The sequence below is a fragment of the Pseudoduganella sp. R-32 genome, from assembly GCF_049913245.1.
Classification (GTDB): Bacteria; Pseudomonadota; Gammaproteobacteria; order Burkholderiales; family Burkholderiaceae_D; genus Rugamonas.
Window position 1 is genome coordinate 4368122 of sequence record NZ_CP183987.1, and the last position, 25361, is coordinate 4393482.

A 25361-nucleotide genomic window follows, 5' to 3' on the forward strand; every position below is an offset into this window, starting at 1 on the left:
AGCGGCATATGCTCTTTCCATGAACCGGCCACTCAGAATCGAACTCAGCGACGCGCTGTACCACGTCACGGCACGCGGAGACCGCAAAGACCGCATTTTTCGGTCTGATAGTGATCGGCTGACCTGGCTTACGCTATTAGGCGAGACCTGTGACCGCTTCAATTTTGGCGTGCTGGCTTACTGCCAAATGGGCAATCACTTTCATCTCCTGCTTGAGACCGTTGACGGGCATCTCTCGCGCGGCATGCGACACCTGAACGGAAGCTACTCGCAGTACTTCAACCGCGCTCACGGGCTTGTCGGGCACGTGTTTCAGGGACGCTTCAAGGCGATCCTCTGCCAACGCGAGCTGTACATGAAGGAAGTGGCGCGGTACATCGAACTCAACCCGGTGCGCGCGAACATGGTGCAATGCCCATCTTATTGGCTTTGGAGCAGCTATAACGCAACTATGGGTGTGGTTGACGGACCGGTTTGGCTGCGCTCCGAAGCTCTGCTCGCACATTTCAATAGCAATAAGCATGATGCGCGGCAAGCCTACAAGGAATTCGTTGCCGCTGGCATTGGGGGACCCAGTCCCCTTGCTACTGTCTCCAATCAGCTCATGCTTGGAGACGAAGAATTCTGCGCCCGCGTTGTGGGTAGTCGCGCGGAAGGCAACTTGATGGAGCTAAAGCGGACCCAACGGCGCGCACTTGCAGGGCCCTTGCAACAATACTTCGCTACATACCGGGATCCCAAGGAAGCGATGGCCCGCGCCTACCGCTCCCTCGCCTATTCAATGCCAGAGATTGCCCGGTATGCACGAGTTTCTGTCAAAACGGTCAGTCGCGCAATCAACGCGTTCGAACGGACGTATTGAGAAAAATCAAAGGTGCGTGCTGGCTGTCCAAATGACAGACCTGACCCCGAATTTTGCCCCCGAATTTCGCCGCCCAATCGTGCGCGTTGGAAAATTGCACGTGGTTATGCTTAGTAAAATGTTTCCCGGCGCGTTGCATAGTTGACAAAGTGAAGCTTTTTGTCACGTTTGTACTTGACTGTCGCCCCCTGCCGGAGTGACATTAAGCCTTCCCCCCGCATTCCACCTTCATACCTGAGGTAGCGTCGAATGAACGACATGACCGAACTGCCGGAAGAGTTGGACCTCAAGCTCATCCTGTCCACCCTGATGGCCCTGAAAAAAGGCGATTTTTCCGCGCGCTTACCCTCCGATTGGACCGGCGTCTCGGGCAAGATCGCCGATACCCTCAACGACATCATCGAAACCAATGAACGAATGGTGAAGTCGGTGACCGAGGTTAGCCGCGTGGTGGGCCGCGAAGGCCGCCTGACGCAGCGGGCAACCGTCCATGTCTCGGGCGGCTGGGCGACCATCATCAGCGCGGTCAATACGCTGATTGATGACCTGGTCCGCCCGACCACTGAAATGGCGCGCGTGATCGGCGCTGTGGCGAAGGGCGACCTGTCGCAAACCATGGCGCTGGAGGTGGACGGCCATCCGCTGAAGGGCCAGTACCTGCGCGCGGCCATGACCGCGAATACCATGGTGGAGCAGTTGACGTCCTTCTCTTCCGAGGTGACCCGCGTGGCGCGGGAGGTCGGTACCGAGGGCAAACTGGGCGGCCAGGCGCAGGTGAAAGGCGTGGCCGGCACCTGGAAGGACTTGACCGACTCCGTGAACTCGATGGCGGGCAACCTGACCTCCCAGGTGCGCAATATCGCGGAGGTGACGACCGCCGTGGCGAACGGCGACCTGTCCAAGAAGATTACGGTGGACGTGCGCGGCGAGATCCTGCAGCTGAAGGACACCATCAACGTGATGGTGGACCAGCTGCGTTCCTTCGCGTCCGAAGTGACCCGCGTGGCGCGTGAGGTGGGTACCGAGGGCAAGCTGGGCGGCCAGGCTTACGTGCCGGGCGTGGGCGGCACCTGGAAGGATTTGACAGATAACGTGAACTTCATGGCGTCCAACCTGACGGGCCAGGTGCGCAACATCGCGGCGGTGACGACCGCGGTGGCGAACGGCGACCTGTCCAAGAAGATTACCGTGGACGTGAAGGGCGAGATCCTGGAACTGAAAAACACCATCAACGTGATGGTGGACCAGCTTTCCTCCTTCGCTTCCGAGGTGACCCGCGTGGCGCGCGAAGTGGGTACCGAGGGCAAGCTGGGCGGCCAGGCGCAAGTGAAAGGCGTGGCCGGCACCTGGAAAGACTTGACCGACTCGGTGAACTCGATGGCGGGTAATCTGACTTCCCAGGTGCGTAATATCGCGGAGGTGACGACCGCCGTGGCGAACGGCGACTTGTCCAAGAAGATTACCGTGGACGTGAAGGGCGAGATCCTGGAACTGAAGAACACCATCAACGTGATGGTGGACCAGTTGAACTCCTTTGCATCGGAAGTGACCCGCGTGGCGCGTGAGGTGGGTACCGAGGGCAAGCTGGGCGGCCAGGCTAACGTGTCCGGTGTCGGCGGCACCTGGAAGGACTTGACCGACAACGTGAACTTCATGGCGTCCAACCTGACGGGCCAGGTGCGTAACATCGCGGAGGTGACGACCGCGGTGGCGAACGGCGACCTGTCCAAGAAGATTACCGTGGACGTGAAGGGAGAGATCCTGGAACTGAAAAACACCATCAACGTGATGGTGGACCAGCTTTCCTCCTTCGCATCCGAAGTGACCCGCGTGGCGCGCGAAGTCGGCACCGAGGGCAAGCTGGGCGGCCAGGCTTATGTGCCGGGCGTGGGCGGCACCTGGAAGGACTTGACCGACAACGTGAACTTCATGGCGTCGAACCTGACGGGCCAGGTGCGTAATATCGCGGCGGTGACCACCGCCGTGGCGCGCGGCGACCTGTCGAAGAAAATTACCGTGGACGTGAAGGGCGAGATCCTTGAGCTGAAAGACACCATCAACGTGATGGTGGACCAGCTGTCTTCCTTCGCGTCGGAAGTGACCCGCGTGGCGCGCGAGGTGGGCACCGAGGGCAAGCTGGGCGGCCAGGCCAACGTGTCCGGCGTGGCCGGTACGTGGAAGGACTTGACCGAGAACGTGAACCAGCTTGCGGCCAACCTGACCAACCAGGTGCGCGCCATTGCGGAAGTGGCAACCGCCGTGACGCGCGGCGACTTGTCCCGTTCCATCCAGGTGGAAGCGCGCGGCGAGGTGTCCTACCTGAAGGACAACATCAACGAGATGATCCGCAACCTGAAGGAAACCACGCAGAAGAATGCGCAGCAGGACTGGCTGAAAACCAACCTGGCGCGCTTCACCCGCCTGCTGCAGGGCCAGCGCGACCTGCAGGCGGTGACAAAGCTGATCCTGTCCGAGCTGGCGCCGCTGGTGTCGGCCCACCACGGCGTGTTCTACATGATGGACTCGCAACTGGCCGACGCCCGCCTGCGCATGATCGCCAGCTACGGCTACCGCTCTTCGCGCAAGCTGCCGACTTCCTTCCTGCCGGGCGAAGGCCTGGTGGGCCAGTGCGCGCTGGAGAAAGTGCGCATCTGGCTGACCGATGTGCCGCGCGATTACATCGTGGTGAGCTCGGGCCTGGGCGCGGCGCCGCCGACCAATATCGTGGTGCTGCCTATCCTGTTCGAGCAGCAGGTGAAGGCGGTGATCGAGATCGCTTCGCTGGACCGCTTCACCGAAACCCACCTGTCCTTCCTCGACCAGCTGATGGAATCGATCGGCGTGGTGCTGAATACCATCGAGGCAAACAGCCGGACCGAATCGCTGCTGACCCAGTCGCAGTCGCTGGCGCAGGAGCTGCAACAGACCAACCAGGAACTCGCGGAAAAGGCCCGCCTGCTGTCCGAACAGAACATCGAGGTGGAGCGCAAGAACCGCGAGGTGGAACAGGCGAAACTGGCGCTGGAGGAAAAGGCGACCCAGCTGGCCCTGTCGTCCAAGTACAAGTCCGAGTTCCTGGCGAATATGTCGCACGAGCTGCGCACGCCTTTGAATTCGCTGCTGATCCTGGCGCAGCAACTGGGCGACAACCCGGAAGGCAACCTGTCCGGCAAGCAGGTGGAGTTCGCAAAGACCATCCACGGCTCCGGCTCCGACTTGCTTACCTTGATTAACGACATCCTGGACCTGTCGAAGATCGAATCCGGTACCGTCACGCTGGACGTGTCGGAATACCGCTTCGCCAACCTGCGCAGCTATGTGGAGCGCACCTTCCGCCACATGGCGGAGGCCAAGCACCTGGGCTTCACCGTGGAACTGGGCGGCAACCTCCCGGCCTCCCTGATGACCGATACCACGCGCCTGCAGCAGGTGCTGAAAAACCTGCTGTCCAACGCCTTCAAGTTCACCAACCACGGCCAGGTATCGCTGGGCATCGCGCTGGTGCAAAGCGGCTGGAGCGCCGACCATCCGAACCTGGGCAATGCCGACGCCGTGCTGGCCTTCTCGGTCAGCGACACCGGCGTCGGCATCGCAGCCGACAAGCTGCAATTGATCTTCGAGGCCTTCCAGCAGGCTGACGGTTCCACCGCCCGCAAATACGGCGGCACGGGCCTGGGCCTGTCGATTTCGCGCGAACTGGCGCGCCTGCTGGGTGGCGAGATCCGGGTGGAATCCACCGTGGGCGCGGGTTCGACTTTCACGCTGTTCCTGCCGTATAACCGCTCCGGTTTCGTGTACTACGAAACGGCACGCCAGCCGGCCATGCCGCGCCTGCCCGCGCCGGCAGCAACCTCCACGCCGATCGTGGCAACGCCGGCCGTTGTGTACGCGCAGCCGCAGCAACAGCAGGAAGTCGAGCCGGACGAGCAAATCTACGGTTCGACCATTGACGACCGGGGCCTGACCACTCCGGGCGATCCATCAGTGCTGATCGTCGAGGATGACGAGCGCTTTGCCAAGGTGGTGCTGGACTTCGCGCGCGAAAAGAACTTCAAGGGCATCGTGACCCACCAGGGCGACTGGGCCCTGAGCCTGGCGCGCGACTACCTGCCTTCCGCCATCCTGCTTGACCTGGACCTGCCGGACATCGATGGCTTCACCGTGCTGGAGCGCCTGAAACGCGACCCGAGCACCCGCCATATCCCGGTGCATGTGATGTCCAGCCTGCGCGAACGCGAGCGTGCGCTGCGCTCCGGCGCCATCTCCTACCTGAACAAGCCGGTCAGCAAGGAGGACCTGAACGAGGAGTTCATGCGTATCCAGCGCTTCCTGATCGGCGGCAAGCGCAACCTGCTGGTGGTGGATGACGAGGAAAACCAGCGCGATGCCATCGTCAAGCTGATCGGCGACACCGACGTCGACATCACGGCCGTCGGCACCGGCCAGGACGCCCTGGCTGCGCTGCATGCCTCGCACTTCGACTGCATGGTGCTGGACCTGACGCTGCCCGACATCAGCGGTTTCGAGCTGCTGGACCTGATCGGCAAGGACCAGCGCCTGCGCGACCTGCCGATCGTGATCAACACCGCCAAGGAATTGAACCGCAAGGAAGTGGCAAAGCTGAAGCGCTACGCCAAGACCATCGTCATCAAGGACGCCCGTTCGCCGGAGCGACTGCTCGACGAAACCGCCCTGTTCCTGCACCGTTCGCAGGCCAACCTGCCGGAAGCCCAGCGCCGCATGCTGGAGGAAGTGCATGCTGCCGATGCCGGCCTGGCGGGGCGCAAGGTGCTGATCGTCGACGACGACCTGCGCAACATCTTTGCCCTGTCGTCGCTGCTGGAGCGCCAGCAGATGCTGGTTTCCTTCGCCGAGAATGGGCGCGACGGCATCGAAGTGCTGGAACGAGATCCAAGCATCGAGATCGTCCTGATGGACATCATGATGCCGGAAATGGACGGCTACGACACCATGCGCGCCATCCGCCGCATCCCCAAATTCCGCTCGCTGCCGATCATCACGCTGACGGCGAAGGCAATGAAGGGGGACCGCGACAAGTGCATTGCTGCCGGCGCTTCGGACTACATCACCAAGCCGGTCGATGTGGCGCAGCTGCTGTCGCTGATGCGGGTCTGGCTGCACTGATGGGCGCCAACGGAGAACTGCGCAGCAACACGGCGCCGGAGCTGGAAGAACTCGAACTGGAGCTGCTGCTGGAAGCGCTGGTGCGCCGCTTCGGTTTCGATTTCCGCTTGCACGAGCGCGCGCCGCTGAAGCAAAAGGTGCTCGCCTTCATGCAGCAGTGCGGCCTGGCTACGCTGTCGCAGGTGCAGGACCAGGTCCTGCACGATCCGGCAACGTCCAGCGCCCTGCTGCGCGCCCTGCACGTGCCGCCCGCGGCGCTGTTCGACAATCCTGCGGAAGCGCTCATGCTGCGCGAGGCCGCCGAGCATTCCCTGCGCGGCGCCGCCCTGCCCCGCGTCTGGCTGGCCGATTGCGCCGGCGCGGGCCAGGCCTGGACGCTGGCCATCATACTGGCCGAAATGGGCCTGCTGTCCCACGCCGAAATTTATGCCACCGTCGCCAGCGACGAGATGCTGGACGAAGCGGCATCGGCCTGGCTGCCGGAAGGTGAGCTCGAAGGGGCGCAGGAAAGCTACCAGCAGGCCGGCGGAAAGGGGCGGCTGGCCAATTACTTCAACGTGCAGGGAGGACGCGCGATGCTGGCGCCATCGCTGCGCAGCCACATCACCTGGGCCCAGTACAACCTTGTCACGGACGCCTCGTTCAACGAATTCAACCTGATCGCCTGCCAGCGCGCCCTGCCCGACTTCGGCCCCCTGCTGCGCCAGCGCGTGCTGCAGCTATTCCACGACAGCCTGGTTCCCTTCGGCACCCTTGGCCTCGACCGGGAGATTGCCCCGGACGAGCCGCTTGCTGGCGCCTACCAGGCCCTGGAACCGGGCCAGCCCTGGTATAAGCGCGTCATGTGGCAAGCGCCAATATCGCCAGCAGGCTGATTGCGGACAACAGGGTTTGCAGCGAGATGATGCCGGCCATGAGATGGCCGTCTCCGCCCATTTGCCGCGTCAGTACATAGGAAGTTGGCGCCGTTGGCAAGGCAAAGAACAGCACCATGATTGCCGTCTCGGTGCCGGTCAGCTTGAGCAAGCGCGCGCTCAGCCAGGCCACCAGCGGAACCAGCAACAGCCGCGCCGCGCTGTTTGAAACCATTGCGGCGAGCTGGCCGCGCAGCTCGCTGGGCTTCAAAGCGGCTCCCACGCACAAGAGGCCGAGGGGCAGGCTGGAACCGGACAGCAATGCCAGCAGGCGATCCGCGCCCCAATCCAGGTGCAATCCGGTGAGATTCAGGCACACTCCGGCCAAGCAGGACAGGATCAATGGATTCTTTGCAAGGGCAACGGCGAGCGACTTGAGGTTCACGCCACTGTCGGCCGACAGGGCCAGGACGGACAACACATTCACGGTAGGCACCAGCAAGGCAAGCAGGACACTCGCCAGCAGCATGCCTTGCTTGCCATACAAGCTGCCGACGGTTGCCAGGCCAAGGTAGGTGTTGAACCTCAGGATACCTTGCAACATGACGCCAAAACGCGCGGCAGGCCAGCCTTTCAGCGCTCGGAAAAACAGCAATCCCGCGCCGCATGCCAACAAGGCCAGCATCGTCGCCGCGAGCAGCCGGGGCAAGGCCGGGTTGTCCAATGGCGCAGCCGCCAGGCTGCCAAACAGCAGGGCGGGAAACAGGATGAAATAGTTGAAGCGTTCTGCGCCCGGCCAGAAGCCCTCACCGGGAAAACCTGCTTGCTTCAAATAGTAGCCAGCCACGATCAGTAAAAACAGCGGCCAAAGCGATACCAGGATAGTGCTCATTGCGAAAACAAGTGTTGTTGCGAACAGTGGCTTATCGTATTCTTCATCAAATTCATCCACAATTGAATTTGATTTCAATACCGGCCAATGCCCTCTCCTACACTTCGTCAACTCGAATTGCTTCTGGCGCTCGTGTCCTCGGACGGCATCGCCGGCGCCGGCGCCAAGCTTGGCATGTCGCCCTCGGCCACCAGCCATGCACTGCGCGCGCTGGAAACTGCGCTCGGCACCGAGCTGGTCGACCGTAATGCGCCTGGCATGGCACTTACCTATACCGGCGAACAAGTCTTGCCCCACGTACGCGACGTCTTCGCTTCACTCCAGCTGGCGCAGGCAACGGCGCTGGCTGGGGCGGAGCTCAGGACAGGGCTGCTGCGCCTGGGTTCCTTCGGGGCCAGCGCAACGATCAGGGTCCTGCCGCCGCTACTGGAGCGCTTCAAGGCGCGCTATCCCGGCGTGGAGGTCGTTGTCACGGAAAAGCCTGACGAGCAAACCTCGCAGGACCTGGTCGAACGTCGCCTGGAGCTGGCCGCGCTCACGCTTCCCAAACGGGACTTCGATACGCAAACCCTGGCCGTCGACGAACTGGTAGCAGTCCTGCCTTCCAGGCATCCCCTGGCGCGGCTGGAAACCGTGCCGCTCAAGGCGATGACGAGCGAGCCATTCATCCTGACGCGCGCAGGTTCGCAAGCCCTGGTCACGAGACTGTTTGAAAAGAACGGCTTGCGCCCGCAAACCAGTTACGAACTGGTTCAGCTCATGTCCATCCTTGAACTGGTCGCAAGCGGGAAAGGCATCTCGATACTGGCAAGGCTGGCGCTTCCGCAATACTATGAAGGCGTGGTCCTGCGCCCCATCGTTCCTGGCGCATCCAGGCGCATTGGGCTGGCCTGCCTCGATGAGAGCCGGCTTTCGCCGGTCGCAAGGGCTTTCTGGCAAGAGGCTCGCCGTTACCAGGCGAGCCTCAAGCGCAGCCCCGCTTAGGACACGGCCTCCAGCACGAACGCAGCAGCCTGGAAATCGCCCTCAAGCGCTACCTTCAATCCATGTCCCATCCAGTAGGCGCCGCTTGCCTTGGCAACGGTTCCTGCCGCCGCGGAGCCGGCGATCGGGCGCAGCGAGTAGACGGCGCTGGCGTCCAGTCCGCGCAGCTGGATCGTCTTTTGCGCAGAACGCAACATGCTGGAGTGCAGGAAGGCGAACAGCACGGCCTGTTTGCGGTCATGCGACACGGAGAGCGTGGCCGAGCGCGGCGAGCCGTTCCCCGGCGATACCAGGCGATAGAGGTTCCCAAGCTGGATCGTCGCGCGAACCTGCTTGTATGCTTCGACCAGGCGCCGGGCCTTGGCGAAATCCTCGTCCTGCCAGTGATTGAGGTTGGCGCCGATACCAAGCCCGCCCTGCATGGCCGACAGGAAGCGGTACTCCAGCGAAGTCACGCGCTTGTTCACGAAGTTCGGCGAATCCGTCACCCATGCCATCATCGCGGCAGGAGCATAGGCATGGCTGTATCCGTCCTGGATGACGAGGCGGTCGTACGGATCGGTATTGTCCGAGGTCCAGACCTGTTCGGTGAGCTTCATGATGCCCAGGTCGACCCGGCCGCCGCCGCTGGCGCAGGATTCGATCTCAAGCTTCGGATGCCGGCGGCGCAGCCCGGCCAGCAGCTTGTACAGGTTGTCGACGTAGGCCACGTAAAGCCGCTGCTGGTCGTCCGGCGCCACTTCCGGCCAGCCGGGTTCCGACCAGGCGCGGTTATGGTCCCATTTCAGGTATTCGATATTGTGGCTGGAGAGCAGTGCATCCAGCACCTTCAGCAAGTGTTCGCAGACGTCCTTCCTCGCCAGGTTAAGCACCAGCTGGTTACGGGCCTCGGAGCGCTGCCGGCCGGGGAAATTGATGACCCAGTCGGGATGGGCGCGATACAGATCGCTGTCCGGATTCACCATTTCCGGCTCGACCCAGAGCCCGAACTGCATGCCCAGGCCATTCACGCGCTTGATCAGCGGCCCCAGGCCACTGGGAAACTTCTTCAGGTTGACCACCCAATCCCCAAGCCCGGCCTTGTCGCTGTCGCGCGCACCAAACCAGCCATCGTCTACCACAAAACGCTCGACGCCGATGCTGGCCGCTTTTTCGGCCAGCGCCACCTGCCCTGCTTCATTCACGTCAAAGAAGGTCGCTTCCCACGAGTTGTAAAGGACTGGCCGCAGGCGTGGCCTTGGCGCGTGCGGCAAGACCTTTTCTCGCTGGTAGCGATGGAATACGCGCGAAGCCCCGCCAAATCCCTCGTTGGAAAAGCCGGCATGGAAGACCGGCGACGCCAAGCTCTCCCCCTGCTTAAGGCGGTAGCTGAAGTCGAACGGGTTGTAGCCGGCAGTGGCATGCACCCCGCCCATGGCATCCATCTCGACGTTGATGCGCCAGTTGCCGCTCCAGCCCAGTGCTCCGAACCACACCGGGCCGGACTCTTCGCCGGTTGCGGCGCGGCTCACCGCAATCCATGGATTGATTTGGTGCGAGGTGACGCCCTTGCGGCTTTCCAGCACGAACGCGCCCGGCGTGATCGCGCGGGTCTGCAGCATGAATTCCCCGGCCCACCGGCCGGACAGGAAGTACAACCGGTAATCGTCGCTGTAAGGCAGGTTCAGGCAGGCAGCCGCCATTTGATCCACCTGGATCCAGTTGCCCGTCCGGTTTTCCACCACGGCGGAGCGCGCGAGGATCCCGGTCGCTTCGTCCATCGCGTAAGTCAAGGCGACGCGGACGGCCCGCTTCGCGTCCTGCAACTGCAGCACAAGGCTGTCTCCTTTGTCCTGATGGCCGGCATAGCGCAGGTCGAGGTCGCGCACGCCGTCGGGGAAGCGGACCTTCAATGCCGGCTCCGTTGTCAAGCCGCCACCAAATCCCGCAAACTCGTATGGCGTCAGGCCAGGCGCCATCTCGTTCGACGAATTGGCTTCGACCGGAACTGCCGCAGGAAGACTGTCGCTGGCAGCAAGCGCAGCGCCCCAATACAGCGATTGCACCTGCCCGCCGGCATTGATGCCAAACGCATAGGTGACGCCGCCGCCATCAAGGCGGAATACCCTGGTGGCCTGGTCGACCATCGCGCGGGCCCCGGCGCCACCGCCGAGTGCCATGCCCGCGGCACTGCCCAACAAGCCAAGGAACACCTTGCGCCGGGTTTCATTTGTTGCCGCCATCGTCCCTCCAGGATGCGTTTTTCGGCAGAGGATAGCAAGCAGCCAGGCCGCCGCGACGCAGCTATATCAGGACGGATTAGTTCTTTTTGAATTTGAAATATCACAACTGGCGATTCTGTGCAAAATTGCACAACGTGAGTGCAACCCTGTCAGTTTCGCACAGTTGGCAAAACATGCACACTCCTCGCATAACAAAACCTGAGGAGACTTTGATGCGCGTGTCGAAACACAATTTCATGCTGCGACGCTCGGCAGCAGCCGTGATGATGACGCTTCCCGCCATTTATTCCCACCCGGCCTTGGCGCAAAGCGCCGGCGGTGAGAAGGCCGAAGGCGGGATGGACCGGGTGATCGTTACCGCCCGCAAGCGCGAAGAGCTGATCCAGGACGTGCCGGGAGCCGTGACCGCGCTGTCCGGCGCCCAACTCGACAAGAAAGCGCTGCCCGACATCACCGCCCTGACCGACATCGTGCCCAATACCACGCTCAAGGCTTCGCGCGGCACAAACACCACCCTCACCGCCTTCATTCGCGGCATCGGCCAGCAAGATCCTGTTGCCGGTTACGAGCAAGGCGTCGGCATCTACCTGGACGACGTCTACCTGGCCCGCCCGCAAGGCGCCCTGACCGACATCTACGACCTGGAACGCATCGAAGTGCTGCGCGGCCCGCAAGGCACGCTGTACGGCCGCAACACCATCGGCGGCGCAGTCAAGTATGTGACCCGCAAGCTGTCCCCTAACCCGACTTTCGAAATCAAGGGGGCGCTTGGCAACTACAGCCAGCGCGACCTGGTCCTGAAAGGCAGCACCCCGGTCAGCGACATCCTGCGCATTGGCGGCACGGTTGGCACCTTCAATCGCGATGGCTTCGGCAAGAATGTGATCAACGGCCGCGAGAACTATAACAAGGACGTTAATGCCGCCCGCATCAGCGCGGAACTAGTGCCGAACAGCGACCTGTTCATCCGTCTCGCGGCGGATTACACCAAAGACGATTCCGAGCCAAAGCAAGGCTACCGCCTGCTGAATGGCCCGCCGCCGGGCAACGAACCGCCGCTGGAAGGCGCCTATGACACGCGCGCCAACCTGTACAAGGTGAATGGCCATGAGCAGCAGGTGACCACCAAGGGCGCCTCGCTGACCATCGACTACAACATCAATGCGGAAACCATGTTCAAGTCGGTCACCGCGCACCGTTCGTCCAGGTCCTACGCCCCGATCGACTTCGATTCCCTGAACGCGCCGCTGTGGGAAGCGCCCGCCATCTACAGCGACAAGCAGGACAGCCAGGAATTCCAGCTCACCTACACCGGCGCCAAATGGCAGGGCGTGGCCGGCCTGTTCTACATGAAGACCAATGCCTTCAACGAATTCGACGTGCTGTACAACGCGGCCGGCGGCCTGTCGCTGCTGACCCGCGACGATATCGATTCCAGGACCTGGGCCGTCTACGCGGACGCCAGCTATAGCGTATCCGACAACTTCAACGTCAGCATCGGCGGCCGCTGGACCGATGACGAGCGCGAAGCCGCCATCTACAAGCGCACCTACCTCGGCCTGGCCGGTTCGCCCAACCTGGGCAATCCCGCCGCCGTGGGGCTGGCGCCGAATACGGACCTCGGCAAGGGTGACTTGCACCGCAAGGACAGGAAGTTCACCCCGAAACTGGGCTTTGGCTGGAAGCTGTCGCCGGAACACAACGTGTACGGCAGCTACCAGAGCGGCTTCAAGGGCGGCATGTTCGATCCGCGGATGGACCTGACGGCAACCGGCGGCCCGAACACCCCGGCCTCGCTGGAGAAGCGCAAGGGCGTGAATCCGGAAGAAGTCGATACCGTTGAACTGGGCTTGAAATCGTCGCTGAACAGCGGCCGCCTGCAGACCAATGCGGCGGTGTTCTACACCGACTACAAGAACGTCCAGATCCCGGGCTCGATCCCGACTTTCAATGCACAAGGCCAGGTGAACGGTTTCGCCGGCACGCTGACCAACGCCGGCAAGGCCAAGATCAAGGGCCTGGAACTGGAAGCGATTGCCCGCGTGACCGATGGACTGTCGCTGAACGGCATGCTGAGCTACATCGATGCCGAGTACAAGGAATGGATGGTGGCCAGCGGCGCCACCCTGGTCAATGTGGCGCAAAGCGCGGAATTCCAGAACACGCCGAAAAAGTCGGCCAACCTGGGCGCGACCTATGAATGGCCGGTCAGCCTGTTCGGCCGTGGCGGCAACATGAGCTTCAACAACAGCCTGTCCTACAAGGACAAGGTGTACCATGCCGAGATCGTGCGCCTGACCGGCATCGCCTCGATGGATGCACTGGTGCCGCAGAACCAGATGCTGGCCCAGGGCGGCTTCACGCTGTGGGATGCCGGCCTGGTATGGACCAGCGTCGACCGCCGCCTGCAAATCGGCCTGCACGGCCGCAACCTGACGGACAAGCGCTACAAGGTGGCCGGCTATGCCTTCGGCGGCTTCTTCAACACCGTCACCACCTACTACGGCGATCCGCGCACCTACAAGCTGACCGCTTCATACAAGTTCTGACGCACGTTACGATTGGTGAGAATCTCTTTGCGCTGACAGGAATATGATGGCAGTGAGGAGAGCCAGATGCTGCTCGAGCGCGAAAGGCAATTGCAGGATTTGCAGCGGCTTGCCAGCCGCGTTAGCTCAGGTGCGGGCGGGATGGCGCTGGTGCTGGGTGAAGCCGGCATCGGCAAGTCATCCCTGCTGCAAGCCTTTGCTGCCCCCTTGAAGGACGAGTTCTTCGTCTTGCAGGGCGCTTGCGAAGACCTGTCCACGCCGCGCGTGCTGGGCCCCTTGCGCGATTTTGCGCCCGCCCTGGGCCAGGACGTGGTGTCGGCCATCGACAACGCCGCCAGTCCCGACGTCCTGATGCCGATGCTGCTGGGCCACCTTGCCGCCCAACCGCGGCCGGTGCTGGTCATGTGCGAGGACCTGCACTGGGCCGACCAGGCCACGCTGGACCTGCTGAAATACCTGGCGCGCCGCATCGGCGGCCAGCACACCATGCTGCTGGCCAGCGCCCGCAACGACGAGCTGCCGCCCGACCATGCCTTCTGGCGCTGGGCGGGCGACTTGCCTCCCGCCAGCACCCAGCGCATCGACCTCCCGCCCCTGTCGCCGCAAGCGGTCGCCACTCTCGCACGCGATGCCGGCTGCGATCCCTCCGAGCTATACCGCGTCACTTGCGGCAATCCCTTCTTCCTTTCCGAACTGCTGAGCGACTGCAACCGTTCGCCCGGCCATTTGCCGGCCTCGGTGCGCGACGCGGTCTGGGCCCGCACATCGCGCCTGGACGCACAGGTGCGCACCGTGCTGGAACTGGTCAGCGTCAGCCCCGTCGCACTGGAAGAGTGGCTGCTCGAAGCCCTGCTCGGCGAGGACGGGCACGATGCGATCGACTGCAGCGTGGACAGCGGCCTGCTGCAGCGCGCCAGCCCCGGCCTGTTGTCGTTCCGCCACGAGCTGGCGCGCCAGGCCTTGTTGAGCGGACTGCGCCCCGGCGCCACCCGCGCCCTGCACAAACGCCTGTGCAAAGCCCTGACCGAGCAGGCGCCGCCCCATGCGCGGGTCGAACTGGCGCGGCTCGTGCATCACGCAACCGGAGCGCAGGATGCGCACATGGTGCTGCAACTGGCGCCGCGCGCGGCACGCCAGGCGGCGCGCCTGGGCGCCCACAGGCAGGCGGCGGCCCACCTGGCCAGCGCACTGCAGTTCGTCGACGCGGTCGGCTGGACCGGCGAAGCTGCCCAGCTTTACGAGGACTGGGCTTACGAGGCGGGCCTGCTGCGCATCGACGAGCGCCTGATCGAGGCGCGGCAAAAGGCTATCGCCCTGTGGCAAAGCGTGGAGCGGCCGGACAAGGTCGGCCTGAACCTGCGCTGGCTGGCACGCACCCATTGGTACCGCGGCGAGGCAAAGGAAGCGGAACGCTACGGGCTGGAAGCGATCCGCACGCTCGAGCAACTGCCGAACAGCAAAGAGCTGGCCATGGCCTACAGCATGCGTTCGCAGCACCAGCTATTGCAGAACCATCCGGCGTCCGCCATCGAATGGGGCCGCCTGGCGCTGGAACTGGCTACCGCGCTGCACGACCATGACACGCGCGTCCATGCGCTGACCAATATCGGCAGCGCAAAGCTGTTCCTGGGCGACGACGGCGGCCAGCAAGACCTGGCCGACGGCTTGCAATGCGCCCTGGAACAGCACCTGCACGAACACGCGGCGCGCATCTATAGCAACTGGGTGGAATACGCTGTCGTGTTCAAGCAGTTTGCCCTGGCCGAACGCCTGCTGGCCGAGGGCCTCGCCTACCATCGCGAACATGAACTGGACGCCTGGGTGCACTACCTGACCGGCTGGCAGGCGCAGCTCCATCTCGACAAGGGTGAGTTCGCCCAGGCCGCCGCGCTGGCGCGGCAGGTGCTCGCCCTGCCCGACCTGAGCCTGGTGATGCGGCTGCCTGCCTTGACGGTACTCGGGCGGACCCTGTCGCGCCAGGGCGAACAGGATGCCGCACGCTGCCTGCAGGAAGCGCTGCAATGGGCGCGTGCCACCGGCGAATCGCAGCGCTTGCTGCCGGTGCTGCTGGCCCTTGCGGAAGCGGCCTGGCAAGTGCAGGACCTGGACAGTTGCCGGCGCTGGCTGGACGAGATCGGCCAGTTCGACCTGTCCGGCGTCAACGCCTGGGACCTGGCGGCAGTCGGCGCCTGGCGGCGCCGGGCGGCAATCGCCGTGGAAGGCGGGCCGGCAGGCTGGACACCGCCGCCGCGCGCCGCGGAAGCGGCCGGCAATGGGCAGGCTGCCTGCGACGCCTGGCTGGCATTGGGCCTGCCATTCGAAGCAGCGCTGGCCTTGCTCGACCTGCCCGGCGACGCGGCTGCGCAAGCCATGCCCAAGGCAGTCGCCCTGCTGGAACAGATCGGCGCCGCACCGGCGGCTGCGCTGGCGCGGCAGCGCGCCCGCGCCTGCGGCGCCCAGGCCCAGCTGCCGAAGCCGCGGCGCGGTCCCTACGCAGCAGCGCGCCAGCACCCGAGCGGCCTGACCCGCCGTGAAGCCCAGGTGCTGGAACTGTTGCTCGATGGCCTCAGCAACCTTGAAATCGCCCAGCGCCTGTGCCGTTCCGAACGCACCATCGAACACCACGTTTCAACCCTGCTCGGCAAGCTGGGCGCCACCACGCGCCTCGACTTGCTGCGCCGGCCGCCCACCTCGCTGCACAAAAACTAGGTGCTGGCGATCCGGAATCTGGGTGCCAGTACCAATTCGCCGCGCCTGTCCTCAGCCTAAAGTGACTCCCATGGAAAGCACGGGGCGCGGTCCATAGCCTGGTCCGAAGGGCCCGCCCCTCTTCAATACCGGACCGCCTGGAGATCGTCATGGAAGAACTGCGCCACACCAATTCCAAGAAAAACCATATCAAAATCGTCGTCAGCGAAGGCAAGGTCACCCTGGAAGAATTGCACAAGGCGCTCGATATCGCCGTGTCCCAGATGGTGCCGAAAGGCGGCTGCAACTGCGGCCTGACCGGCTTCGACCTGACTTTCCTGCGCGGCGACCCGTCGATCGGCCGCGTGCTGCGCGAGGTGCCGCACATCGAAGGCGCGGTGCTGGAACATGAACTCCGCGGCTGAATTGCCTGCGCACGACCCGCGCCCTGCCCTGGGCGTGGGCGTCAGCTATGAGGGGCGCGATCCGGCGTTGCTGGAGATGATGCTGCCGCACGTGGACATCATCGAAGTCACGCCGGAAACCATGTCGGTGGCCGATGGCGAGCGGATCTCGCTGGACAAGGGCATCCTGGCCGAACTGAAAAACATCGACCGCGAAAAAACCATCGTGGTGCATGGCGTCAGCCTGTCCATCGGCTCGCACGATGGCTGGTCGCCGACCTACCTGCACCTGCTCGACGAACTGATGGACCAGGTGCGGGTGCGCTGGCACAGCGAGCACCTTGGCTTTACGCGGGTCGACGGCGAACATCTCGGCATCATGCTGGCCATGCCGCGCACTGAGCAGGCAGCGGAGCTGGTGGCGCAGCGGGCCTGGTGCCTGCAGCAGCGCTACGGCTTGCCCTTCCTGCTGGAGAACATCGTGCACGTGGTGCCGGACTGCCCGGCCGACTACAGCGACGCCGGTTTCCTGAACGCGGTGGCGCGCGACAGCGGCTGCGGCCTGGTGCTGGACGTGTACAACCTGGAATGCGATGAACATAACCATGCGCTCGACATACAGGCCTTCCTCGCCGAACTCGATGGCCGCCACGTGAAGGAAGTGCACGTGGCCTGCGGCGTCAAGCACAACGGCCTGATGCTGGACGTGCATTCGCGCCTGCCGCGCCCCTGCACCATGGACCTGGCGCAGCAAGTGCTGCAGCAGGTCGCGACCGAGGCGGAAGTGATCGTGTACGAATTCATGCCGGAGGCGGTGCCCGGCCTGGGCAACGCAGCCATCGCCAACACCCTGCAGCAAATGCGGCAACGAAAATGGAGGTAGACATGGACCTGGCCAGCCACCAGCGCATCCTGCTTGGCCTGATGCGCGCCACTTACCAGCCCGGGCCCGGCGACGCGCCCTATTTCCGCCGGGTTGCCGATTCCCCCGACCTGCAGGAAGCGCGCGGCAATGTGCTGCTGTGGCGCATCTACGTGCTCGAACGCAGCTGCGTGCTGACCGTCGAATTGCTGCGCCAGGCCGGCTTGCTGGAGGAAGCGCTGCAAGCCTTCATCCGGCAGGAGAACATCTCGCCGTTCCGCGAGTACCAGCCGCTGGCCTTCCTTGGCTTCCTGGCCGGGCATGAAGACCCGCTGGTGGTCTCGGTGTCCCAGTTCGAACTGGCGCTGATGAAGGTGCGCGAAGGCGACCCTTGCCGCTACATGGTGGACTGGAGCTACGACCCGGCGCCCATTCTGCAGGCGCTGGCGCAACGGGCGCCGCTGCCGGACCGGGCCGATCCAGACTTGCACCGGATCGAGATTTCGGGTGAGCTGCCCTATTTGTTCGAGATGAAAAGGCTGGCGCGCGATTCGGCAAACGAGCGGAGCAAGTTCCAGACCGCCCTGACGCGCGGCAGCCGGTACAAGTCGACGGGCGCCACCAGCCAGTAGGCGCGCTCGACGAATACCTCGTCCTGCAACACCGGCACCAGGCGGCCGTCCGTTGCCATGTAAGGCGGCGCCATCATCAGGCCCAGGCCGGCGGCGGCAGCTTCGGCCTGGGCCAGCATGCCCGTGCAGCACAGGCGGCGGCGCGGGTTGACGCCCAGTTCATCAAGGAAGTTCAGCTCGTTGCTGGCCAGGCGGTCCTGCACGTAGTCGACAAAGTCATGGCCGGCCAGGTCGCTGCGTTTCTGGATCGGCGGGTGGCGGGCCAGGTAGTCAGGCGAACCGTGCACGTACAGCCGGAAGGACGCCAGGCGCGTCACCATGTAGCGGCCGGTGTTGGGCGCGTCGAGCGTCACGCCCAGGTCGGCTTCGCGGCTGGCCAGGTTGGCAAAGCGCGGCTGGACCAGCAGATCGACCGACAGCTCGGGATAATCCTGCAGGAATTGCGCCAGCAGCGGCGTGATGAAGCGCACCCCGAGCGCTTCGGGCACCCCAAGGCGCACCACGCCGCGAATCGCGACTTCGGTGCCGGACAACTGGCCTTGCGCGGCCAGCACTGCGCTTTCCATCGCTTCCGCATGGGGCAGCACCGCGTGGCCCATTTCGGTCAGTTCATAGCCCTCGCGCGAGCGATCGAACAGGGTGGCGCCCAGTTGCTGCTCCAGGCGGTCGATGCGGCGCGAGACGGTGGTGTGCTCCACTTCCAGCCGGCGCGAGGCGCCGGACAAGGTGCCGGAGCGCGCCAGCTCAAGGAAGAAGCGCAGGTCAGTCCATTCGGGCAGGGTTTTCATGCGGCCCATTGTGCATCATTTTCCCTCGCTGTAGTGTTGCTGTGCAAAATTGCACACACAGTGGGCGCGGCCTCCGGTTCCCGCGCCGATGCATTTCTTGCACACTGCACGCTCCTGCAACGCTGCCCACGAGGACCATGTATTCCGAGATCAGCTACACCAGCGACGATGGCCTGCGCCTGTATGCGCGCGACTACCCTGCCGCCAGCGGCCCCGCGCGCCTGCCCGTGATCTGCATCCACGGCCTGACGCGCAATTCGGCCGACTTTGAAGACGTCGCGCCATGGATTGCGGCCCAGGGCCGGCGCGTGATCGCCGTCGATGTGCGCGGCCGCGGCAATTCCGAATACGACTCCCAGCCCGACCGTTACACGCCCATGGTGTACGCCAACGACGTCGTCAAGCTGGCGCACGACCTGGGCATCGAGCGCGCCGTCTTCATCGGCACATCGATGGGGGGGCTGATCACCATGACCCTGGCCTTGCGCAAGTCGGCGCTGATCGCGGCGGCGGTCCTGAACGACGTCGGCCCGACCCTGTCGGAACGCGGCCTGTCGCGCATCCGCGGCTATACCGGCAAGGGCGAACAGTTCACGAGCTGGCAGCAGGCGGCGGACTACATCGGCGGCATCAACGCGGTCGCCTTCCCCGGCAACACGGCGCAGGAGTGGGAGCGCTGGGCGCGCCGGGCCTTCCGTGAAGAAGGCAACGGCACCCTGGCCATGCGCTACGACCCGAACATCGCCGTGCCGATCCGCGCCAACAAGCTGCGCTCGACCTCGATGGCCGCGCACTTTGCCTTCCGCCGGCTGGCCCGGCGCCGTCCCACCATGCTGATACGCGGCGCCCTTTCCGACCTGATCGAGCCGGCCCAGGCCAACGCCATGCGTGCTGCAGCACCGCGCATGATGTATGCTGAGGTGCCCGACGTCGGCCACGCGCCGATGCTGTCCGAGCCCGCCGCGCAAGAGGCGCTGCGCAACTTCCTCGCCAGTGTGGACTGATCGATGACAAAGCTGATTGCCCTGTTGCTTGCATTGGCGCCGCTCCTGGCCGGCGCCCAGGAACTGAAGGTCGCCCTCATCGCCGGCAAAACCGGCATCCTGGAGCCCTACGCCAGGGAGACCGAGACCGGCTTCATGATGGGACTTGAATACCTGACCGGCGGCAGGATGGAAATCAACGGCCGCAAGCTGAAGGTCTTTGTCAAGGACGACCAGAGCAAGCCGGACCTGGGTCGCACCCTGCTGGCCGAGGCCTATGGCGACGACAAGGTCGACATCGCGGTAGGCACCAGTTCCTCCGGGTCCGCCATCGCCATGCTGCCCATCGCGGCGGAATACAAGAAGGTCCTGGTCGTGGAGCCGGCCGTGGCCGACGCGATCACCGGCGCCAAATGGAACAAGTACATCTTCCGCACTGCGCGCAATTCCATGCAGGACGGCCTGGCTGCCGCCACCACCTTCAAGCAAGGCAGCGTGGCTTTCCTGGCCCAGGACTATGCCTTCGGAAAGGACGCCGTGGCGGCCGCGCGCGAGGCCCTCAGGCTGACCGGCTCCAAAGCCCACATCGTGCACGAGGAATTCGCGGCGCAGAACGCGACCGACTTCACCGCCCCGGCCCAGCGCCTGTTCGACAAGCTGAAGGATGCGCCGCAGCCGCGGGTATTGCAGATCATCTGGGCCGGCCCGAATCCGATGAACAAGATCGCCGACATGAAGCCGGAACGCTACGGTATCACGCTGGCTCCCGGCGGCAACATCCTGCCGGTGCTGAAGACGTGGAAATCGTTCGCCGGCACCGAAGGCACGATTTATTACTACTACGCCTTCCCGAAGAACAGGATGAACGACTGGTTCGTGGCCGAGCACCGGAAGCGGCACGGGAAACCGCCGGACATGTTCACGGCGGGCGGCTTCACGGCAGCCAGCGCCGTCTACACCGCCCTGGCCAAAACGGGCGGCGGCGACACGCAGAAGATGATTGCCGCCATGGAAGGCATGGAGTTCGATACGCCGAAGGGAAAAATGAGTTTCCGCAAGGACGACCACCAAGCCATGCAAGCGATGTACCACTTCCGCATCAAGAAAGACCAGAAGGACGAATGGGATTTGCTGGAACTGGTGCGTGAGATTCCGGCTTCCGAATTGCCGGTCCCGATCAAGAACAAGCGGCGCTGAAACGATGACTCCACTGCTGTCAACACGCGGCCTGACGATCCGCTTCGGCGGCCACACGGCCGTCGACAACGTCAGTGCCGACTTCCATGCGGGCCAGCTGACCGTGATCGTCGGCCCGAATGGCGCCGGCAAGACCACCTATTTCAACCTCATGTCGGGCCAGTTGCCGGCAACCGGCGGCCAGGTGCTGCTACGGGGCGAAGACATCACGCGCAGCGGTCCGGCCGCACGCACCCGCAAGGGCATCGGCCGCGCCTTCCAGCTCACCAACCTGTTCCCTCACCTGCCGGTGCACGAGAACGTGAGGCTGGCGGTGCAGTCGCGCGCCAATGCCGGCATGAAGCTGTGGTCGATCTGGTCCAGCCACAAGGAACTGATCGATCGCGCCGACCATTACCTGGGTCGCGTGGCGCTGGCGGCGCGGCGCGATACGCCGGTAGCCGCGCTGTCGCACGGCGACAAGCGCAAGCTGGAAGTGGCCATCATGCTCGCGCTGGAGCCGGAAGTGATGATGTTCGACGAACCGACCGCCGGCATGAGCGTGGACGAAGTGCCGGTGGTGCTGGACCTGATCCACCAGGTCAAGGCGCAGCGCAACAAGGCCGTGCTGCTGGTGGAACACAAGATGGACGTGGTGCGCGCCCTGGCCGATCGCATCATCGTGTTGCACAACGGCGCCCTGGTGGCGGACGGCGAGCCCGCTGCCGTCATGTCGTCCGCCATCGTGCAGGAAGCTTACCTGGGGACCGCAAGCCATGAATGAGGCCTTGCTCAAACTGTCCGGCGTGCACACGCACATCGGCGAATACCACATCCTGCAAGGCGTCGACCTGGCCGTGCCGCGCGGCGGCCTGGCGGTCCTGCTGGGTCGCAACGGCGCCGGCAAGACCACCACGCTGCGCACCATCATGGGACTGTGGCAGGCCAGCGCCGGCCAGATCGAATTCAACGGCCGCGACATCGGCAAGCTGCGCACGCCCGATATCGCACAGGCGGGCATCGCCTACGTGCCGGAGTCGATGGCTGTGTTCAGCGACCTGACCGTGCGCGAAAACCTCTACCTTGCGGCGCGTAGCGGCCCGATGGATACGGCGCGGCTGCAGTGGATCTTCTCCTTCTTCCCGGCGCTGGAAAAATTCTGGCATTACCCGGCTGGTAAGCTGTCCGGCGGCCAGAAGCAGATGGTTGCCATTGCACGCGCCATCATCGAGCCGCGCGAGCTGCTGCTGATCGATGAGCCGACCAAGGGCCTGGCGCCGGCCATCATCAAGAACCTGGCCGACGCGATCCGCCAGCTCAAGGGCCAGTCCACGGTGCTGCTGGTGGAGCAGAACTTCAACTTCGTGCGCCAGCTCGGCGACACCGTGGCCGTGATGGACGACGGCCGCATCGTGCACAGCGGCGCCATGGCCGAACTGGCCGCCGACCGCGCCTTGCAAGAGCGCCTGCTCGGCCTGGCCCTCGATTCACACCAATAAGGAGCCGCACGCCAATGCCATCCGTTCCGCGCGACTATATACCAATGCTGCTGGTGCCGGCCCTGATGCTGGCCATGCTGCCGCTGGTGGGCAGCATGCCGACCTGGCTCACGCTGACCGTGGCCGGTCTGGCAATGGGGATGATGCTCTTCATCATGTCCAGCGGCCTGACTCTGGTGTTCGGCCTGATGGACGTGCTCAATTTCGGCCACGGCGCCTTCGTCTCCGTCGGCGCCTTCGCCGCCACGCTGGTGCTGGTGCCGATGCAGGGCTGGATGGAGGCCGATTCGCTGGGCATGAACCTGGCCGCGCTCGGCCTGGCGATCGTCATGGCGATGGCCGTGACGGCAGCACTGGGCTGGGCCTTCGAACGTCTCATCATCATGCCGGTCTACGGCCAGCACCTGAAGCAGATCCTGATCACGATGGGCGGCATGATCGTGGTCGAGCAGCTGATCCACGTGCTCTGGGGCGCCGACCACAAGCCGATGCCGCTGCCAACCGCCCTGCGCAGCGCCCTCGTGCTGGGCGACGCCGCCATCGAAAAATACCGCTTGCTGGCCGTGGCGGTGGGCGTGCTGGTGTTCATCGCGCTCACCCTGGTGCTGAACCGCACAAAGCTCGGCTTGCTGATCCGTGCCGGCGTGGAAAATGGCGAGATGGTCGAAGCACTTGGCTACCGCATCCGGCGCCTGTTCGTGGCGGTATTCGCGGCCGGCTCCGCGCTGGCGGGCCTGGGCGGCGTGATGTGGGGCCTGTACAAGGAAACACTGACCGCTTCCATGGGCGGCGAGGTGATGGTCATGGTCTTCATCACGATCATCATCGGCGGCCTCGGCTCGGTGAGCGGCTGCTTCATCGGCGCGCTGCTGATGGCACTGACGGCCAATTACGCCGGCTTCCTGGCGCCGAAGCTGGCGCTCGTGTCCCATATCGTGCTGATGATCGCCATCCTGCTCTGGCGGCCAGCCGGCCTGTCGAGGAAATGACATGCTGAACACCCTTCTTTCCGGCGACCTGCCGCGCAGCCGCGCCCTGTCCGTCCTGCTGCTTGTGGTCGTGCTGGGACTCGCGCTGGCGCCCTTCATCACCAGCGGGGCCCGGCCGCTCAACACCGCCGCCACCATCTGCATCTACATCGTCCTGGTCGCCTCGTATGACCTGTTGATCGGCTACACGGGCATCGTGTCCTTCGCCCATACGATGTTCTTCGGCATCGGCGCCTACGGTGTCGGCCTCGGCTTCGACAGTCCCACACCCGCCTGGGGCGACATGGCACTGGGCCTGGCGGCGGCGCTGGCGTTGACGCTGGTCCTGGCCTTCGTCATCGGGCTTTTTGCGCTGCGCGTGCGCGCCATCTTCTATGCCATGATTACGCTGGCGGTCGCGTCTTCGTTCGCGGTGCTGGCATCGCAAATGTCGGCCTGGACCGGCGGCGAGGACGGCAAGACTTTCGACGTGCCAGACCTGCTGTCTCCCGCCAACGAATTCGGCGAATTCATGGGCCGCATCGTGGACGGCAAGGTGCTCACCTACTACATCGTGTTTTCCTGCACGGTGCTGATCTTCCTGGCGCTGCTGCGCATTGTGAACTCGCCTTTCGGGCGCGTGCTGCAGGCGATCCGCGAAAACGAGTTCCGCGCCGAGGCCCTGGGCTACCGCACCGTGGTCTATCGCATCGCAGCCAATTGCATCGGCGCCGTTGCCGCCGCGCTGGCCGGCGCCCTGATGGCGTTGTGGGCGCGCTATGTCGGCCCCAAGACCACGCTGGGCTTTGAGGTCATGACCGACATCCTGCTGATTGTCGTCATCGGTGGCATGGGCACCATGTACGGTTCCGTGATCGGGGCCGTCCTGTTCATCCTGGCGAACAATTACCTGAAGTCCCTGATGGCGCAAGCGGCAGGCGCGATGGCCGGCGTGCCGGTGCTGGCGGCCGCCCTGCACCCGGACCGCTGGCTGCTCTGGCTCGGCATCCTGTTCATCCTCGCCATCTACTTCTTCCCCAGCGGGATCATAGGGAAATTCAGGCAGGCGGCAGTCCGGCCAGGTACCTAGCCAGCAGCCCATCAGCCTTGCCGCTGCTGCGCAATGCATGCACGGCGCGGCGCAGTTCCGTCGCCAGGTCCTCGTCGGCGTTATGGCGGCTCAGGTGCAGGTGGATCTCGCGCGACTGCACCGCCAGCACCCCGCCCAGGCGCGCGCGCGGCACGCCCAGCAAGCGCATGGCGTGGAATACCGCCAGGCGCGTGCCGACCGAGGCATCGAGCCGCCCCTCCTGCAGCATGCGTATGCCTTGCAACTGGTCGGTGATTTCATGCTTGCGGTATTCCCGGTCGTCCAGGAAGGCAGCACCATAATCCGAGCCGCGTAACATGCCCACCGTGCGGCCCCGCAGGTCTTGCAGGCCGTCGAGCTTGAGGCCCGCCCGCCCGATGGCGATGACTTCCGTCGTCCACAACATGCCCATGGGTTCGGCCGCTTCCGCGATTGCCGAGTTGGAGGTGGCGATCATCAGGTCCGCCTCGCCCGAGCGCAGCATGGCGATGGCGCGCGCGTAGGGGGCAAGGGTGATCTCGACCTGGCGCTGCGACTCGCGGGCGATCAGCTCAAGTGCTTCCACGAACAGGCCGCTCTTGCGGCCGCTTGCGTCGAGTACGGCGAAGGGAGGAATGGCCAGGGCCACCGCGCGCAACGGGCGCGGCCTGGCGAATGCGCGCCCGGGCCAGGAGCCCCCTGCCGTTGCAGCGCAGGCAGCAGCCGCGCCCGACCAGCGCAGCATGCAGCCCAGCCAGCGCCGGCGCTGCGCCGTTTTCATCGT

Annotated in this window: 19 protein-coding genes; 15 read left to right on the forward strand and 4 right to left on the reverse strand. The window is 64.3% G+C overall.

Going from position 1 to position 25361, the window contains the following annotated elements; translation table 11 throughout:
* Positions 1–19 precede the first annotated feature (19 nt).
* The 3 genes from ACN9MU_RS19775 to ACN9MU_RS19785 all read left to right on the forward strand — a co-directional run bounded on the left by ACN9MU_RS19775 (position 20) and on the right by ACN9MU_RS19785 (position 6882).
* Positions 20–862 carry a transposase gene (locus ACN9MU_RS19775; protein ID WP_426318330.1) on the forward strand — a complete coding sequence of 281 codons (843 nt, stop codon included), beginning with the start codon at positions 20–22 and terminating at the stop codon, positions 860–862.
* Positions 863–1111: 249 nt separating this feature from the next.
* Positions 1112–6007: a HAMP domain-containing protein gene (locus ACN9MU_RS19780; protein ID WP_426162117.1), complete on the forward strand. Its 4896-nt coding sequence runs from the start codon at positions 1112–1114 to the stop codon at positions 6005–6007.
* Positions 6007–6882 (forward strand): CheR family methyltransferase, encoded by an 876-nt coding sequence (locus tag ACN9MU_RS19785; RefSeq protein WP_426318331.1) that lies wholly within the window; start codon positions 6007–6009, stop codon positions 6880–6882. Before ACN9MU_RS19780 ends, ACN9MU_RS19785 begins: the two co-directional genes overlap by 1 nt.
* On the opposite strand, the gene ACN9MU_RS19790 is transcribed toward ACN9MU_RS19785, so the two are convergent.
* Positions 6848–7951, reverse strand: a complete 1104-nt coding sequence (locus tag ACN9MU_RS19790) for an AEC family transporter (RefSeq protein WP_426343330.1) — start codon at positions 7949–7951, stop codon at positions 6848–6850. The genes ACN9MU_RS19785 and ACN9MU_RS19790 overlap by 35 nt on opposite strands.
* Here ACN9MU_RS19790 and ACN9MU_RS19795 point away from each other — a divergent pair.
* Complete coding sequence (locus ACN9MU_RS19795; protein ID WP_426318333.1) at positions 7841–8737, forward strand: LysR substrate-binding domain-containing protein; 897 nt, start codon at positions 7841–7843, stop codon at positions 8735–8737. The two genes, ACN9MU_RS19790 and ACN9MU_RS19795, sit on opposite strands and share 111 nt — an antisense overlap.
* Here ACN9MU_RS19795 and ACN9MU_RS19800 read toward each other — a convergent pair.
* Complete coding sequence (locus ACN9MU_RS19800; RefSeq protein WP_426318334.1) at positions 8734–10959, reverse strand: alpha-galactosidase; 2226 nt, start codon at positions 10957–10959, stop codon at positions 8734–8736. The two genes, ACN9MU_RS19795 and ACN9MU_RS19800, sit on opposite strands and share 4 nt — an antisense overlap.
* A 212-nt stretch (positions 10960–11171) precedes the next feature.
* On the opposite strand from ACN9MU_RS19800, the gene ACN9MU_RS19805 reads away from it, so the two are divergent.
* The 5 genes from ACN9MU_RS19805 (at position 11172) to ACN9MU_RS19825 (ending at position 18094) form a co-directional block, all read left to right on the forward strand.
* A complete protein-coding gene (locus tag ACN9MU_RS19805) occupies positions 11172–13508 on the forward strand; it encodes a TonB-dependent receptor (RefSeq protein ID WP_426343331.1) in 2337 nt (778 codons plus the stop codon).
* 66 nt (positions 13509–13574) lie between these two features.
* Positions 13575–16217 carry an ATP-binding protein gene (locus tag ACN9MU_RS19810; protein ID WP_426162123.1) on the forward strand — a complete coding sequence of 881 codons (2643 nt, stop codon included), beginning with the start codon at positions 13575–13577 and terminating at the stop codon, positions 16215–16217.
* Positions 16218–16366: 149 nt separating this feature from the next.
* Positions 16367–16621, forward strand: a complete 255-nt coding sequence (locus ACN9MU_RS19815; protein WP_426162125.1) for a hypothetical protein — start codon at positions 16367–16369, stop codon at positions 16619–16621.
* Positions 16605–17483 (forward strand): DUF692 domain-containing protein, encoded by an 879-nt coding sequence (locus tag ACN9MU_RS19820; RefSeq protein ID WP_426162126.1) that lies wholly within the window; start codon positions 16605–16607, stop codon positions 17481–17483. Before ACN9MU_RS19815 ends, ACN9MU_RS19820 begins: the two co-directional genes overlap by 17 nt.
* Positions 17484–17485: 2 nt before the next feature.
* Positions 17486–18094 (forward strand): hypothetical protein, encoded by a 609-nt coding sequence (locus tag ACN9MU_RS19825; protein WP_426343332.1) that lies wholly within the window; start codon positions 17486–17488, stop codon positions 18092–18094.
* Here ACN9MU_RS19825 and ACN9MU_RS19830 read toward each other — a convergent pair.
* Positions 17980–18891 (reverse strand): LysR family transcriptional regulator, encoded by a 912-nt coding sequence (locus ACN9MU_RS19830; protein WP_426162129.1) that lies wholly within the window; start codon positions 18889–18891, stop codon positions 17980–17982. The genes ACN9MU_RS19825 and ACN9MU_RS19830 overlap by 115 nt on opposite strands.
* Positions 18892–19019: 128 nt before the next feature.
* On the opposite strand from ACN9MU_RS19830, the gene ACN9MU_RS19835 reads away from it, so the two are divergent.
* The 6 genes from ACN9MU_RS19835 to ACN9MU_RS19860 are packed head-to-tail and all read left to right on the forward strand — an operon-like array spanning position 19020 to position 24598.
* Entirely contained in the window at positions 19020–19886 is an 867-nt protein-coding gene (locus ACN9MU_RS19835) for an alpha/beta fold hydrolase (protein WP_426162130.1), read from the forward strand.
* Between the two features lie 3 nt (positions 19887–19889).
* Positions 19890–21062, forward strand: a complete 1173-nt coding sequence (locus ACN9MU_RS19840) for a substrate-binding domain-containing protein (protein ID WP_426162131.1) — start codon at positions 19890–19892, stop codon at positions 21060–21062.
* A gap of 13 nt (positions 21063–21075) precedes the next feature.
* A complete protein-coding gene (locus tag ACN9MU_RS19845; protein WP_426323797.1) occupies positions 21076–21825 on the forward strand; it encodes an ABC transporter ATP-binding protein in 750 nt (249 codons plus the stop codon).
* Positions 21818–22540 (forward strand): ABC transporter ATP-binding protein, encoded by a 723-nt coding sequence (locus ACN9MU_RS19850; protein ID WP_426162132.1) that lies wholly within the window; start codon positions 21818–21820, stop codon positions 22538–22540. The genes ACN9MU_RS19845 and ACN9MU_RS19850 overlap by 8 nt, the downstream gene beginning before the upstream one ends.
* 14 nt (positions 22541–22554) lie before the next feature.
* Positions 22555–23529 (forward strand): branched-chain amino acid ABC transporter permease, encoded by a 975-nt coding sequence (locus ACN9MU_RS19855; RefSeq protein ID WP_426343333.1) that lies wholly within the window; start codon positions 22555–22557, stop codon positions 23527–23529.
* Between the two features lies 1 nt (position 23530).
* Positions 23531–24598, forward strand: a complete 1068-nt coding sequence (locus ACN9MU_RS19860; protein WP_426162135.1) for a branched-chain amino acid ABC transporter permease — start codon at positions 23531–23533, stop codon at positions 24596–24598.
* Here the strand turns inward: ACN9MU_RS19860 and ACN9MU_RS19865 are convergent.
* A complete protein-coding gene (locus ACN9MU_RS19865) occupies positions 24567–25358 on the reverse strand; it encodes a substrate-binding periplasmic protein (protein WP_426343334.1) in 792 nt (263 codons plus the stop codon). The two genes, ACN9MU_RS19860 and ACN9MU_RS19865, sit on opposite strands and share 32 nt — an antisense overlap.
* Between the last annotated feature and the right edge of the window lie 3 nt (positions 25359–25361).

Coding starts and splice junctions, on each gene's coding strand:
- ACN9MU_RS19800 (WP_426318334.1), bottom strand. CDS start 10,959: ATGGCGGCAACAAATGAAACCCGGCGCAAGGTGTTCCTTGGCTTGTTG.
- ACN9MU_RS19835 (WP_426162130.1), top strand. CDS start 19,020: ATGTATTCCGAGATCAGCTACACCAGCGACGATGGCCTGCGCCTGTAT.
- ACN9MU_RS19855 (WP_426343333.1), top strand. CDS start 22,555: ATGCCATCCGTTCCGCGCGACTATATACCAATGCTGCTGGTGCCGGCC.
- ACN9MU_RS19790 (WP_426343330.1), bottom strand. CDS start 7,951: ATGGCTGGTGGCCGAGGGCGACATGCCAAGCTTGGCGCCGGCGCCGGC.
- ACN9MU_RS19825 (WP_426343332.1), top strand. CDS start 17,486: ATGGACCTGGCCAGCCACCAGCGCATCCTGCTTGGCCTGATGCGCGCC.
- ACN9MU_RS19805 (WP_426343331.1), top strand. CDS start 11,172: ATGCGCGTGTCGAAACACAATTTCATGCTGCGACGCTCGGCAGCAGCC.
- ACN9MU_RS19860 (WP_426162135.1), top strand. CDS start 23,531: ATGCTGAACACCCTTCTTTCCGGCGACCTGCCGCGCAGCCGCGCCCTG.
- ACN9MU_RS19850 (WP_426162132.1), top strand. CDS start 21,818: ATGAATGAGGCCTTGCTCAAACTGTCCGGCGTGCACACGCACATCGGC.
- ACN9MU_RS19780 (WP_426162117.1), top strand. CDS start 1,112: ATGAACGACATGACCGAACTGCCGGAAGAGTTGGACCTCAAGCTCATC.
- ACN9MU_RS19820 (WP_426162126.1), top strand. CDS start 16,605: ATGAACTCCGCGGCTGAATTGCCTGCGCACGACCCGCGCCCTGCCCTG.
- ACN9MU_RS19785 (WP_426318331.1), top strand. CDS start 6,007: ATGGGCGCCAACGGAGAACTGCGCAGCAACACGGCGCCGGAGCTGGAA.
- ACN9MU_RS19815 (WP_426162125.1), top strand. CDS start 16,367: ATGGAAGAACTGCGCCACACCAATTCCAAGAAAAACCATATCAAAATC.
- ACN9MU_RS19830 (WP_426162129.1), bottom strand. CDS start 18,891: ATGGGCCGCATGAAAACCCTGCCCGAATGGACTGACCTGCGCTTCTTC.
- ACN9MU_RS19840 (WP_426162131.1), top strand. CDS start 19,890: ATGACAAAGCTGATTGCCCTGTTGCTTGCATTGGCGCCGCTCCTGGCC.
- ACN9MU_RS19775 (WP_426318330.1), top strand. CDS start 20: ATGAACCGGCCACTCAGAATCGAACTCAGCGACGCGCTGTACCACGTC.
- ACN9MU_RS19865 (WP_426343334.1), bottom strand. CDS start 25,358: ATGAAAACGGCGCAGCGCCGGCGCTGGCTGGGCTGCATGCTGCGCTGG.
- ACN9MU_RS19810 (WP_426162123.1), top strand. CDS start 13,575: ATGCTGCTCGAGCGCGAAAGGCAATTGCAGGATTTGCAGCGGCTTGCC.
- ACN9MU_RS19795 (WP_426318333.1), top strand. CDS start 7,841: ATGCCCTCTCCTACACTTCGTCAACTCGAATTGCTTCTGGCGCTCGTG.